This window comes from Streptomyces sp. NPDC044003 (assembly GCF_056435185.1).
Genome location: NZ_JBWKFA010000002.1, coordinates 172,966 through 185,783, shown reverse-complemented (window position 1 = coordinate 185,783; position 12,818 = coordinate 172,966). Strand labels below are relative to the sequence as shown.

Sequence of the window (12,818 nt, the reverse complement as noted above, 5' to 3'; positions counted from 1 at the left end):
GGAATGCGGGATACCCCACCCACCTTGTGACGGTTCGCGGCGTTTCGCATGTTTCCGCTGCCCCGGTCGGGTGAGGGCCCTGCACGGGGTCGACGCGACACGGGCGCGCTTCAACTCACGGAAAGTCACATTCGGTCATGCCCTCGACGGCCCGTGTCAGACCTGCGCAGAAACGATCGGGCGGGCTGTCCCGGTGGGCGGCCTCACAGCAGCCGGGCCCCCTCACCGCGGTCTCGGAGCTGGAACGCTCCCCCGGCTGGCTCTATGATCGGCTCACTCTTCCTTGGCCGACCATCCCGACCACATGTGACCGGCCCGACTGCACACGGGAGCGAGCGGTGAACGGAACCCCCGAAGGACCGGTGCACCCAGAGCCGGCGGAGACACACACGGCCGAGCCCGCACTCACGGAGCGTCACCCCGCGCGCCGGGCGGCCGAACTCAGCGACTGCCGTGCCGCCTTCCGGGTCGCCCAGCTCGCCATGGCCGTCGTCGACGAGGACGGCGTCGTCGTCCTCGCCAACGACTCCTTCGGCACCCTCCTCGGCGCCGATCCCTCGGCGCTCCGGCAGCAGGCCGCGGCCGACCTCGTCGACCTCGCGTCCGACGGCCGCACCTGGCACGCCTACCGCGAGGTGCTCGGCGGCCGCCGCTCCCGCTTCCGCTGCACCCGCCGCCTCAAGCACGCCGACGGGCGCTCGCTGTGGGCCGAGGTCACCGTCGCCCCGGTGCCCGACAGCCGGCGCGTGCTGCTGTCGATCGCGGACATCAGCGACCGGCGCGAGCTCCACGCCCGGCTGCGTCACCTCCAGATGCACGACCCGGTGACCCGGCTGCCCAACCGCGCACTGTTCTTCGAGCGTCTCTCCGCCGCCCTGGAGGCCGCGGCCCAGGACGCCGCCGCGCGGACCGAACCGGTCCTCCCGTCACATGAATCCCATGAGTCATACGAGTCGTACGGCTATGGCAGAACAGGGCGGATCGGTCTCTGCTATCTGGACCTCGACGGCTTCAAGGCGGTCAACGACACCCTCGGCCACCGGGTCGGCGACCGGCTCCTCGCCGCCGTCGCCACCCGTCTGACGGAGTGCGCCGACAGCGACGGCTACACCCGCAACGGCGGCCACCTCGTGGCACGGCTCGGCGGCGACGAGTTCGCGATCCTCGTCGAGGACTCCACCGGCACGGAACAACTGGCCGACCTGGCCCGCTCGGTGCTCGACGCGCTCCAGCGCCCCTTCGACCTGGGCGGCCGGCGGCTCTCGGTCTCCGCCTCCATCGGCGTCGTCGAGCGGACCGGTCACGGGACGACGGCGACCGCCCTCATGCAGGCCGCGGACACCACGCTGTACTGGGCGAAGGCGGACGGCAAGGCCCGCTGGACGCTCTTCGACCCCGAGCGCAACGCCCACCGGATGACCCGGCAGGCGCTCTCCTCCACCCTGCGGCCGGCCGTGGAGCGCGGGGAGTTCGCCCTGGAGTACCAGCCGCTCGTGGACCTGGCCGACGGGGCGGTGCGCGGGGTGGAGGCGCTGGTGCGCTGGAACCACCCGCAGTTCGGCGCGCTCTCGCCGAATCGGTTCATCGGGATCGCCGAGGAGGACGGCTCCATCGTGGAGCTGGGGCGGTGGGTGCTCAACACCGCCTGCCGGCAGGCCCGGCAGTGGCAGAAGGACCATCCGCGCGAGCGCCCCCTCTTCGTCAGCGTCAACGTGGCGGTCCGTCAGGTCTGGGACTCCGACCTGGTCGCGGACGTGGCCGGCATCCTCGCGGAGACCGGTCTCGCGCCGCACCTGCTCCAGCTGGAGCTGACCGAGTCCGCCGTGATGGGCTCGAACGGCCGGCCGATCCAGGCGCTCCAGGCGCTGAGCGACATGGGGGTGCGGATCGCGATCGACGACTTCGGCACCGGCTACTCGAACCTCGCCTATCTGAGCCGGCTGCCGGTCTCGGTGCTGAAGCTGGACGGCTCCTTCGTCCGCGGCTTCCAGGACGAGGAGCACGCCAACCCGGCGGACGAGCTGATCGTCGAGGCGCTCGTGCACCTCGCGCACCGGCTCGGTCTCACCGTGACCGCCGAGTGCGTGGAGACCGCCGGGCAGGCCAGCCGGCTGCGCCGGATCGGCTGCGACACCGGGCAGGGCTGGCTGTACTCGCGGGCGGTGGCCCCGGACCGTATCGCCGAACTGATCGGCACGGAGCCGCAGCCGGCGTGAGGCGCGCGGGCGTGGAACTGCCCCCGGCCGGAGGGACATTCCGGGCGGGGGCAGTGGTCACACGGGATTCAGCGGAGGATCAGCAGGCGCCCTGGTCCTTCCAGACGCCCCACTCGCCGGTCGTGCCCGGCTCCTCGTTCTGGGTCCACCACTGGGCCTTCCAGGTGTGGCCCTTGTGGGAGACGAGGCTGCCGCCGGTGTAGACGGTGCCGGCCACGTACGCCGGGGCGGTGCAGCCGGTGGGCGGCGTCGTCGGCGGGGTGGTGGGCGGCGTGGTGGTCGGCGGGGTCGTGGGCTCCGTCGTCGGCGGGGTCGTGGGAGGCGTGGTCGGGGTCGTCGGGGACGAGCCGACCGCCGTCACGATGTCCTTGAAGAGGGTCGCGTTGGCGTCGAGGCCGAGGAGCGAGTACATCATCGCGCCGGCGAGACCACGCTGGTGGGCGTAGTCGGCGCGGGCCTGGATGGTGCGCTTGTCCAGACCGGTGAAGAACTCGCCGTCCTTGTAGAAGTACGCGGACTTGGCCTGGCCGTCCCAGAAGGTGCTGGCCGCGTTGTCGACGATGCCGCCGAGCTCCTTGTAGTACGCGATGCCGGCCGCCTGGCTCAGCGGGCGGGCGTTGGAGCCGCCGGTGGCGGTCTGCGCGAGGCCGTTGGTGGTCCCGGCGGGGACGCCCTTCCAGCCGCGGTAGTAGAACTCGTAGCCGAGGGTCAGCTTGTTCGCCGGGAAGCCGCCGGTGATGCCGTAGGCGGGCTTGCCGTCGATCCAGGAGTCGATGGCGTTGTCGATCGAGTACTTCTCGGTGCCCGGCTTGATGACGTCGGTCGGGTCGTTCGTGCCGGAGTAGAGCGGGGACTGGTGGTACGTCGGCCCGTCGCCGTCCCAGGCGCCGTGCATGTCGTACGTCATGATGTTCGCGTAGTCGAGGTACGCGCCGATCTTGTCCGTCTCGATGTTCTTGATCTTGTCCTGGCCGGCCGGGAGCGCGGCGGTCAGGAGGTACTTCTTGCCGCCGTGGGCCGCGCCGTACTCGTCGAGCTGCTTGCGGAACTCGGCGAGGAGGAGCGTGAAGTTCTGCTTGTCCTCGGGGGCGTAGTGGTTGCCGAGGTGGCCGTCGGCCGAGCCGGGGTACTCCCAGTCGATGTCGATGCCGTCGAAGATGCCGGCCGCGGAGCCGGCGCCGCCGAAGCCGCCCTCGACGGGCAGGTCGCCCTGGATGTACTGCTTGACGCAGGAGGCGACGAACTTCTTGCGGCTCGCGTCGGTCTTGGCCGCGTCCGAGAAGTACTTGGAGTAGCTCCAGCCGCCGATCGAGATGTTGATCTTCAGCTGGGGGTGCTTCGCCTTCAGCTCCTTGAACTGGTTGAAGACGCCCACGATCGGCTGGTCCCACTTGTCGGCGACGCCGTCGACGCTGTCCGCCGCGGAGAAGGACTTCTGGTAGTCGGCGTACGAGTCGCCGGCGCCGTCACCCGCGTTGGGGTTGTTGTCGTCGCCCGCGGCCTTGTTGGCCTCGAAACAGGTGAGGTCGGTGGGGTGGATGTTGCCGAACGAGTAGTTGATGACGTCGAGGTTCGCCGCGATGCCCCGCTCGTCGAGGTGCTTCGGGTAGAAGGCGTTCCCGTAGACGCTCCACTGGTCGTAGTACGCGATCTTCACGCCGCCCGTGGAGGCGGTGGTGGTGGTCTCGGCGGCCTGGGCGGAGCCGAGTCCGGCGGTGGCGGCGAGGGCGCCGGCGGCGAGGGCCGAGCTGAGGAGCGCGGCGATCAAGGGCTTACGGGGGTGCACGTGCTGCCTCCGGAAGGGGGTGGCGGTACGGAAGTTGGAGCAGTGATATCCGCCGCATGAACAGCGCGTCAATGGTCTGAACCAGATTGAGGACTAGACCAATTTGAGCAAGAAAGCCCTTGTCAGAGCCGTGAAGCATAAAACGGAACCGCTCGCCACCATCGGTGACGAGCGGTTTAAGGTTCACTTAGGGGAGGACGGTGGTTCGTTCGGGAGTGAACCAACCGGCCTCCGAAATCAGGGTTTTACGGCTCCGGAACCTCCGGCAGCTCCGGCAGCTCGTACGCGTCGGCGATCAGCTCGTAGCTCCGCACCCGCTCCGCGCCGCCGTGCCCGTTGGCCGTGATCATCAGCTCGTCCGCGCCCGTCCGCTTCCGCAGGTCGTCCAGGCCCGTGCGGACCTCGTCCGGGGTGCCGTACACGATGTTCGCGAGCCAGCCGTCCACGAACTCCCGCTCGGCGGGACTGAATCCGTACGCCGCCGCCTCCTCCGGCGTCGGCACCAGACCGGGCCGGCCGGTCCGCAGCCGCAGCATCGCGAGCGCGCCGGCGAGGACCTGGCGGCGGGCCTGCGCCGCCTCCTCGGCGGCGAAGGCCGAGACGCCGATCATCGCGTACGGGGCGTCGAGCACCCCCGAGGGCCGGAACGAGTCCCGGTAGAGGTCGAGCGCCGGGATCGTGTTCCTGGCCGAGAAGTGATGGGCGAAGGCGAACGGCAGCCCCAGCAGGCCCGCGAGGCGGGCGCTGAAGCCGGAGGAGCCGAGCAGCCAGATCGGCGGGCGCCCCTTCGGGCCCTGGACCGGCCCCGGCACGGCGTGGATCCGGGCGTACGGGTGCCCGTCCGGGAAGTCGTCGTCCAGGAACCGGGTCAGCTCGGCGAGCTGCTCGGGAAAGTCTTCCCCAAGCTCTCGGCTTCGCTCGAGCAGGGGAGACCCCAATGCGCCCTCGTTGAGGGTGTCGCTGCGGCGCAGGGCGGCGGCCGTCGCCCCGTCGGTGCCGGGCGCGCGGCCGAGGCCGAGGTCGATCCGGCCGGGGGCGAAGGCCTCCAGGGTGCCGAACTGCTCGGCGACGACGAGCGGGGCGTGGTTGGGCAGCATGACGCCGCCCGAGCCGAGCCGGATGCGGCGGGTGTGCGCCGCGAGGTGGGCGAGGATCACGGCCGGGGAGGAGGAGGCGACCCCGGGCATGGAGTGGTGCTCGGCCACCCAGTGCCGGTGGAAGCCGCGCCGCTCGGCGAGCCGGCTCAGCTCGACGCTGGTGGCGAGCGCCTGGGTCGCGGTCCGCCCGCTGCCGACGGTCACCAGGTCCAGTACGGACAGGGGTACGGGCGCGGTCCCCCGCGCCTCTCCTCGAATAGCGTCGGTCACCGTCGGGACCCTCCTCGGCACACGGGCAGATGCGTCCGGATACATCCGGCCAGATACATCCGAGCAACAACAGGAGGGTGTCTCCGCTTATTCCGGCGAAAATTTCTGCACCCGGCCCGTGGCCGAACACCGACGCCCGGCACCCCGGCGCACGCCCCTGACCTGATGCTCTGCGCACCACCCATGACATGGGCATATGCCAGAGTGGCGAAGCCCAGCCCAGAGGCCCGGTCCTCCGCATCATTCTTGCCAACAGCCGCCCCGTAAAGGGTCCTTGGCGGCTATCGTGGTACGAAAGCTTGCGGTCACAACCTGGTAGGGGGAAACCGTGGCGCTGAAGCCCGAGCCCACCGCGCCGTTCCATTCGGTGCAGTACGCCCTTCGCGTCCTCGAGACGGTCTCACGGCACGGTGGCGGAGTGACAGACGTCCAGATCGCGCGCGAGACCGGCCTACCCGTCGCCCACCTGACCTCACTGCTCCTCATGCTTCGCCGCGAGGGGTACGTCGAGCAGGTCGCCGACGGGGCGTATGTAATCGGGGACTCCCTCGTCCTCCTCGGCTCCGGCCTGACCCGCCGCGAAGCCCTGGAGGCCAAGCTCCAGGAGACCCTGACCGAGCTCCGCGACTCCGTCGGAGCAGCGGTCTACATCAGCCGGTACATCGACGGCGAAGTGAAGATCACCCAGTTCGCCGACGGCCCGCGCACACCGAAAGTCAACGAGTGGGTGGACTTCCGCTCGGCCGCGCACGCCAGCGCGGTCGGCAAGTGTCTGCTCACGCAGCTCGACCAGAACGGCCGGCGGGACCATCTCTCCCGGCACAAGATCGCCCGGCTGACCTCCCGGACGATCACCAGTGAACGGATCCTCTTCTCCAAGCTCGACAGCCAGCCGGCCACCGTCCCCGTGCTCGACCTCCAGGAGTACGCGGTGGGCACGGTCTGCGCGGCCGTCCCGCTGACGGCGGGCTCGGCCGTGGGCTGCCTGGCGCTGTCCCTGCCGATCGAGCACGCCCACCGGCTGCGCGCGGCGGCCGACACGCTGAACCGTCGGGCCGCTCCGGTGGTGCTCTCCCTGGCGATCTGAGGCCGTCGACGGACCTGGTCCCGCGGGGTGGTCATGAGCACCCCTCGGGACCAGGTAGTATTTTCTCTGTCAGCAGGCGCCGCTAGCTCAGTTGGTTAGAGCAGCTGACTCTTAATCAGCGGGTCCGGGGTTCGAGTCCCTGGCGGCGCACAGACAGGGAAGGCCCCCTCACTTCGGTGAGGGGGCCTTCTTGCTTGCCCTGAGTGCGTGGCCCGGCGGTCACGCCCGGAGGTACGTGAGGACGGCCAGGACCCGGCGGTGGGTGTCCTCGGCCGGCGGCAGATCCAGCTTCGCCAGGATGTTGCCGATGTGCTTGCCGACGGCGGCCTCCGTCACGACCAGGCGGCGGGCGATCGCCCCGTTGGAATGGCCCTCCGCGACCAGGCCCAGGACCTCGCGCTCGCGCGGGGTCAGCGCCTCCAGGGGGTCCCGGTGCCGGCGCAGCAGCTGCCGTACGACCTCCGGGTCGACGACCGTGCCGCCGGCCGCGACCCGGGCCAGGGCGTCCGCGAACTCCTCCACCTGCCCGACCCGGTCCTTCAGGAGATAGCCGACGCCGGTGCCGTCGCCCGCGTCGAGGAGGTCGGCGGCGTAGCTGCGCTGCACGTACTGGCTGAGGACCAGGACCGGCAGGGTCGGCCGCTCGGCGCGGAGCGCGACCGCCGCGCGCAGGCCCTCGTCCTGGAAACCGGGCGGCATCCGGACGTCGGTCACGACGATGTCCGGCTCGTGCGCCCCGACCGCCTCGCGCAGGGCGTCGGCGTCACCGACGGCGGCGACGACCTCGTGGCCGAAACGGGCCAGGAGTCCGATCAGCCCCTCCCGGAGGAGGACGCTGTCCTCGGCGAGGACGACGCGGAGCTTGTCGGCAGTGCGGGACACGGGATCTCCACTCGCAGGAGGGTCGGCCCGCCCGGCGGGCTCGTGATCGTCAGTGTGCCATCGAGGACGGCGATCCGGTCGGCCAGTCCGGTGAGGCCGGAGCCGCGGGCCGGATCGGCGCCCCCGCGCCCGTCGTCCTCGACGTCGAGGCGCAGGACGCCGCCGGTGTGCCCGGCCGTGATCCGCGCCCGGCGGGCGCCGCTGTGCTTGCCGACGTTGGCGAGGGCCTCGCAGCCGGCGAAGTAGGCGGCGCTCTCGACGGCACGGGGCAGCCGGGGCAGCGCGTCGGTGTCGGTGTCGACGGGGACGGCGGAGCGGTCGGCGGCGTCGGCGAGCGCCGGGCCGAGCCCGTAGTCGGCGAGGACCTGGGGATGGATGCCGTGGATCAGCTCCCGCAGCTCGGTGAGGACCTGCCCGGCCTCCGCGTGGGCCTTCGCCAGCTGCTCGGCGAGCGGGCCGCCCGGCGGGGCGTCGAGGCGGGCCAGGCCCAGGGTCATGGTGAGGGCGACGAGGCGCTGCTGGGCCCCGTCGTGGAGGTCGCGCTCGATGCGGCGCCGCTCGGCCTCGAAGGCGTCGACGAGCCGGGCGCGGGAGGCGATGACCTCGCCGATGCCGTCCTGACGCTCGCTCTCGCGGGGGGTGAGCAGGGCCCGGGCGAGGGCGGCGCGGGCACCGGCGACGGCGGCGAGCGGATAGGCGAGGGCGACGAGGAGGACGGCACCGAGGAGGGCGGTGGCGAGGGCCTCCGGATAGGAGGTGACCAGGTACGCCTTGACGACCTTGGTCTCGTGGCCGTCCACGGCCAGCCGGAAGGGCGCGCTGAGGAGGGCGACGGGCAGGCCGATGCCGACGGCGAGGGCGAGGAGGTCGAGCGGCCACAGGACGGTGGCGAGCAGCAGGGCGTACGCGAACTCCCGCCAGGTGGCCTGCTCCGTCGCCCGGGTCCGGAGCCAGGCGGCCAGGCCGGGCGCGGTGGGGAGGCGGTGCGGGTCGGGGACGGGGTCGAGCTCGACGATCCTCGTCCGGAGCCGCTCGACCCGGCCGAGGGGGATCCCGGACAGCAGGAGCAGCGGCAGCCCGACGAGGAAGAGGGAGAACACCCCGAGCACCAGGAACACGAACCCGACCGCGGCCCCGAGGAGCCCGCCGGACAGGAGGTATCCACCGGCGCGCCAGGGCCAGGGTCCGAGGGGGAATCGGGGGCGGGTGAGGGCCTGCCAGGGGGTACGGGGGTCCATGGGGGCCAACGGTAGGCCGGGACCCGCGCCCCTGCCATGGCCCTGGCGGGCGCACCGGGGGTGGTGCTGGACCTACCCCCGGGGGGAGCGGCCGTGGTGGGCGTACAGGGATTCCAGGGTGGCCCTGGACTCGGGTGTCAGGGGCTCGTAGGGGGCCCCTGGGGTCGGGCGCCACCACACCTGGTCCTCGCAGTGGAAGGCGGATCGGCGGAGGGCCACGCGGTGGATCTTGTTCGTGGCCGTGAGGGGAAGGTCCCGCATGACCCGGACGAAGCGCGGGGGCATCTTCGTGCCCAGGTCCGCCTGCGCGTCCAGGAAGGCCGCGAAGGTCTTCGGGTCGAAGACCGCGCCCTCCCGGAGGGCCAGTGCCGCCATCACCTGGTCCCCCGCCACGGGGTCCGGTATCGCGTAGACGGCGACCCCCGCGACCTGGTCCCAGCGCGCCAGGATGTGTTCGATCATCGCCGCCGCCAGGTTCTCGCTGTCGACCCGCAGCCGGTCGTCCGTACGGCCCGCGAAGTACAGGAAGCCGTCCGCGTCCCGGTAGAAGAGGTCGCCCGTCCAGTACCAGCCGCCGCGCAGCCGCGCCGCCTGCGCCTCCGGGTTCCGCCAGTACCCCTCGAAGGGCGAGCGGCCCCGGTTGACGAGCTCGCCGACCGCCTCGGTGGCGTTGAGGAGCCGGCCGGTGGGCGAGAAGCGGGCCGGGGCGCATTCCTCGCCCGACTCCGTGTCGATCACCGCCAGGTCGTCCCCCGGTGCCGCCCGCCCGATCGCGCCCGTCGGCGTGTCCGGGGTCCGCTGGATGGCAGCGCCGCCCTCGGAGGAGCCGTACCCCTCCACGAGCGGAACCCCGAACCGCTCCCGGAAGCGGGCCGCGTCCACCGCCCCCGCCTCCGTGCCGAAGCCGAGCCGGAGCGGGTGCGCGCGGTCGTCGGGGCCGGGCGGGGTGGCGAGCAGGTACTGGACGGCCCGGCCCACGTAGGTGAAGTACGTGGCGCCGAAGCGGCGTACGTCGGGGAGGAAGCGGGAAGCCGAGAAGCGGGACCGCAGCGCCACCCCGGCACCGGCGACCAGTGCGGGCGCCCAGTCGGCGATCACGGCGTTCCCGTGGAACATCGGCATGCAGATGTAGTGGACGTCGTCCCGGCCGACCCCGAAGTGGGTGACGAGTGACGCTCCGGCGGCCGCCAGGCGCCCCTGGCTGCACAGGGCGGCCTTCGGCGCGCCCGTCGAACCGGACGTGAAGGAGAGCAGGAAGCGGCTGTCGGGGCGTACGGGACCGAGGACGGCGTCTCCCGGCCGGGCGTCCCCGTAGGGGGCGAGGAGCTCCCGGTACGCCTCGGTGTCGGTGACCAGGATCCGTACGCCCGGCAGCGCGAGCCCGTCCAGGAGCGGCAGGTGGGCGCGCTGGGTGACCAGGACCCGGCAGGCGGTGTGCCGGATGTCGCGGGCGAGCTCGGCGCCGCGCCGGGTGGGGTTGATCCCGGCGACGGCGGCCCCCGCGAGGGCCGCCGCGCTGAGCCAGAGCGGGTACTCCGGCGTGTTGTCGAGCAGGATGCCGAGGTGCGGCTCGCCCCCCGGCACGGGTGGCATCAGGTCCACGAGCAGTGCGGCCCGCGCGGCGGCGCCCGCGGCGACCTGGTGGTGGGTGAGGGTGTGGTGCTCGTCCCTCAGGCCGGTCCGGTGGTCGCCCCACTGGCGCCGTACGAGCTCCGCGACGGTGTCCGCGCTCCTCATGGGCCGGACTTTAACTGACGTACCGTCAGAACTGAACGGTCAGAACGAGACGTCCGAGCAGGCGTAGAAGGCGTTCGCGGTGTCCGCGATCGTCCACACCGCCAGGATCAGGTGCCGGCCCGTCTTGCCCGCCGGGATCGTCCCGGAGTGGGTGAGCGTCGACGGCGGCTGCTGGTTGTTGTAGGGGATGGTCAGGAACGGCTGGGGGTCGAGGTCGGCCCGGGTCAGCGCCCTGGTGCCGGTCCAGCCGTTCCTGGTGATGTAGTAGCGGAAGTCCGTGGTCGCGTGGCGAGCGGTGAACTGCCACCGGAAGCTGTAGCTCTGGCCCGCCGTGAGCCGGGTGGTCGGCCAGGCGCCGCCGCGGGGGTCGTCGAGCTGCGCGAAGCGGGAGTTCCCGCCGGCGCAGATCTTCCCGTCGGCGGGGCCCGCGGCCGGGAAGCCCTTGAGCCCCTCGACCGACTGCGGCTCCCACTGGATGTCGCCGCAGTTGGTCACGGTGCGGTTGGCGCAGAGCTTCTGACGGCTGATCGGCGAGTCGGTGTAACCATGGCTGCCGGCGGTGCCGGTGGCGAGGACGGTGGCGCCGGCTATGCCGAGCGCCACCACCGCCGCCCCGAGTGCCTTGTTGCGCATGCTGTCGCTCCTGGAGAACGTGGGGAGTTCTGTGGGGCCGTGCGCGCGCGTACGGGTGATGCCTGGGGACTGCTTTTGGTCTGGACCAAGTATCAAGGTAGGGACGGAAGTTGACGCTGTCCATCCCCTCAGGCGCCCTCGACCGGCCCCGTCCTGCCCGTGTAGAACGCCACCGTCAGGTCCTTGACCAGCGCCTTGCGCTCGTAGTCGTCCAGCTCCACCAGACCACGACTGGTCAGCCGGTGGACCACGTCGTCCACCGCGTCCACCACCGAGGTCAGGACGCTGTCCCGGTGCTTCGCGTCGATCGCCGCGATCCGGCGCCGGCGCATCGCCGCGGCCACCTCCGGGGCGTACTCGATGCGCGTCGGCTGCGCCGAGAACACGTCCACGCCGACCGGGGCGCACTCCGCCGACAGCATCCGCGTCAGGGCCTCGCCGACCGCCTCCGCGTCCCGCAGCGTCGGCGCGTCCTCGTGGAACGCGTCCGCCGGCAGCTGCGACAGCACCCGGGCCATCGCCGCCTCGACCTGCTCCCGCAGATAGTCCTCGTGCCCGTCGACCCCGAGCGACGCCCGGACCGTGTCCCGCACCCGCCACACCACCAGGACGGTCACGTCGAGCGCGGTGCCCTTCGCGTCCACCGCCGACAGCGGCTCACTGCGCCAGTGCCGCAGCCGGACGTCCACCCGGCGGCGCAGCAGCAGCGGGCTGACCCACAGCAGGCCCGTACGGCGGACCGTGCCGCGGTAGTCGCCGAACAGGGTCAGCACCCAGGCGTAGCCGACCCGGCCGCGGCCGAGACCGCCCAGCGAGAACAGGGCGAGCACCACGCCGAGGGCGAGAAGGGCCCACTGTCCGAGAGGGATGCCGTTGTACGGGCGCGCCGGCAGCCGCAGCATCCGCGCCGCCTCGGCGGGCACCGCCCCGGTCCACCACACGACCGCCGCGCACCAGGCGACCGCCAGGGCGCCGACGACCACGCCGACCCACCCGGGCAGCACCGGCCCGTGCCGCTCGACGAGAGCGGGGTCGGCGGTGGGAGCGGGGCGGGAGACGTTCTTGGGCTGGGGCGGCGCCTTGGGCTGCGCCTTGGCCTGGGACTTGCCCTGCGCCCTGGACTTCGACTTGGTCGCGGACTGCGGGTCCGGCGTGGCCAGGGCCTGGACCTTCGACGGGGCGGGGATGGCGGCCCGGCGGGCGGACGCCGGCGGCGGGGTGGGCGCGGCCATGGCGATGGTGTCGGGGCCCCCGTCGTCGCCCGCAGCGACGGGGCTTCCCGGCTCGTCCCGGAAGAGCAGGTGTACCGGGATGGAGCCGGTGGTCTCGGACCCGATCACGTTCTTCCGCCGCGCGACCCGCACGACGCCGGCGACGGGCACGGCGAGGGATGCGACCCGGGCCTCACGAATCCGCCCGAAGTCGAGCGCGGTCTCGTCACCGGGGGCCGGTCCCCCCGTCGTGGTGCCGGAGGCAGCCCCGGCCGGCCGGCCCGAGGCCGCACCGGTATCGGACCCACCCGGCACCGAGCCGGAGCCGGCCCCCGCCGAGGGACCCGGAGTGGCGCCGGGCCCGGCCCCGGTCGAAGGCACGGCATCCGAACCGGCCGCGGGGCCCGCCGGGACCGAAGCCGCAGGCCCACCGGACGCAGCCGCGGTCGGCCCCGTACGGGAGGCGGCCACCGCCGAGGGGCGAGGCGTTGCGCCGGGCGCGGCCCCCGCCCGGGCCACCGTCTGCGCACCGGACACGGCACCGGCCGAGGCAGGCCCGGCCACGCCGAACCCGGGCACGGCCGGGGACGCCGTCGAAGTACCCGACACCGCAGGGGCCTCCGGTGCGGTACGCGACGCGGGACCGGGCGAGGCGGATGCC

The 12,818-nt window shown here is 72.6% G+C and carries 9 protein-coding genes and 1 tRNA gene; 3 read left to right on the top strand and 7 right to left on the bottom strand.

All coding sequences use genetic code 11. The annotated features are described in order from the left end of the window. The first annotated feature begins 338 nt into the window (after positions 1 to 338). Positions 339 to 2,216: a putative bifunctional diguanylate cyclase/phosphodiesterase gene (locus tag AC07AW_RS07515; protein WP_478814534.1), complete on the top strand. Its 1,878-nt coding sequence runs from the start codon at positions 339 to 341 to the stop codon at positions 2,214 to 2,216. Positions 2,217 to 2,295: 79 nt separating this feature from the next. Here AC07AW_RS07515 and AC07AW_RS07510 read toward each other — a convergent pair whose 3' ends face one another. Both AC07AW_RS07510 and AC07AW_RS07505 read right to left on the bottom strand, forming a co-directional pair. Beyond that, on the bottom strand, positions 2,296 to 4,002 hold the full coding sequence (locus AC07AW_RS07510; protein ID WP_478814533.1) for a glycosyl hydrolase family 18 protein: 1,707 nt from the start codon (positions 4,000 to 4,002) through the stop codon (positions 2,296 to 2,298). A gap of 245 nt (positions 4,003 to 4,247) precedes the next feature. Next, positions 4,248 to 5,414: an LLM class flavin-dependent oxidoreductase gene (locus tag AC07AW_RS07505; RefSeq protein ID WP_478814532.1), complete on the bottom strand. Its 1,167-nt coding sequence runs from the start codon at positions 5,412 to 5,414 to the stop codon at positions 4,248 to 4,250. Positions 5,415 to 5,697: 283 nt separating this feature from the next. Here AC07AW_RS07505 and AC07AW_RS07500 point away from each other — a divergent pair, with 283 nt between their 5' ends. Both AC07AW_RS07500 and AC07AW_RS07495 read left to right on the top strand, forming a co-directional pair. Further along, positions 5,698 to 6,456 carry an IclR family transcriptional regulator gene (locus tag AC07AW_RS07500; protein WP_478814531.1) on the top strand — a complete coding sequence of 253 codons (759 nt, stop codon included), beginning with the start codon at positions 5,698 to 5,700 and terminating at the stop codon, positions 6,454 to 6,456. Positions 6,457 to 6,532: 76 nt separating this feature from the next. Next, positions 6,533 to 6,606: transfer RNA gene (locus tag AC07AW_RS07495), tRNA-Lys, on the top strand. A gap of 69 nt (positions 6,607 to 6,675) precedes the next feature. Here AC07AW_RS07495 and AC07AW_RS07490 read toward each other — a convergent pair. The 5 genes from AC07AW_RS07490 to AC07AW_RS07470 all read right to left on the bottom strand — a co-directional run bounded on the left by AC07AW_RS07490 (position 6,676) and on the right by AC07AW_RS07470 (position 12,721). Continuing rightward, complete coding sequence (locus AC07AW_RS07490) at positions 6,676 to 7,338, bottom strand: response regulator (protein ID WP_478814530.1); 663 nt, start codon at positions 7,336 to 7,338, stop codon at positions 6,676 to 6,678. After that, a complete protein-coding gene (locus AC07AW_RS07485; RefSeq protein ID WP_478814529.1) occupies positions 7,269 to 8,576 on the bottom strand; it encodes a sensor histidine kinase in 1,308 nt (435 codons plus the stop codon). The genes AC07AW_RS07490 and AC07AW_RS07485 overlap by 70 nt, the downstream gene beginning before the upstream one ends. 72 nt (positions 8,577 to 8,648) lie before the next feature. Then, the gene (locus AC07AW_RS07480) at positions 8,649 to 10,313 is read right to left on the bottom strand and encodes a long-chain-fatty-acid--CoA ligase (RefSeq protein WP_478814528.1); all 1,665 of its coding nucleotides are present in this window, start codon (positions 10,311 to 10,313) and stop codon (positions 8,649 to 8,651) included. A gap of 39 nt (positions 10,314 to 10,352) precedes the next feature. After that, the gene (locus AC07AW_RS07475; RefSeq protein ID WP_478814527.1) at positions 10,353 to 10,946 is read right to left on the bottom strand and encodes a lytic polysaccharide monooxygenase auxiliary activity family 9 protein; all 594 of its coding nucleotides are present in this window, start codon (positions 10,944 to 10,946) and stop codon (positions 10,353 to 10,355) included. A gap of 128 nt (positions 10,947 to 11,074) precedes the next feature. Next, the gene (locus AC07AW_RS07470; protein ID WP_478815304.1) at positions 11,075 to 12,721 is read right to left on the bottom strand and encodes an SPFH domain-containing protein; all 1,647 of its coding nucleotides are present in this window, start codon (positions 12,719 to 12,721) and stop codon (positions 11,075 to 11,077) included. Positions 12,722 to 12,818 lie beyond the last annotated feature (97 nt).

Bases quoted from the DNA above. Each gene is read 5' to 3' on its own strand.
- AC07AW_RS07505 (WP_478814532.1), bottom strand. From the start codon at position 5,414: ATGTATCCGGACGCATCTGCCCGTGTGCCGAGGAGGGTCCCGACGGTG.
- AC07AW_RS07485 (WP_478814529.1), bottom strand. From the start codon at position 8,576: ATGGACCCCCGTACCCCCTGGCAGGCCCTCACCCGCCCCCGATTCCCC.
- AC07AW_RS07480 (WP_478814528.1), bottom strand. From the start codon at position 10,313: ATGAGGAGCGCGGACACCGTCGCGGAGCTCGTACGGCGCCAGTGGGGC.
- AC07AW_RS07475 (WP_478814527.1), bottom strand. From the start codon at position 10,946: ATGCGCAACAAGGCACTCGGGGCGGCGGTGGTGGCGCTCGGCATAGCC.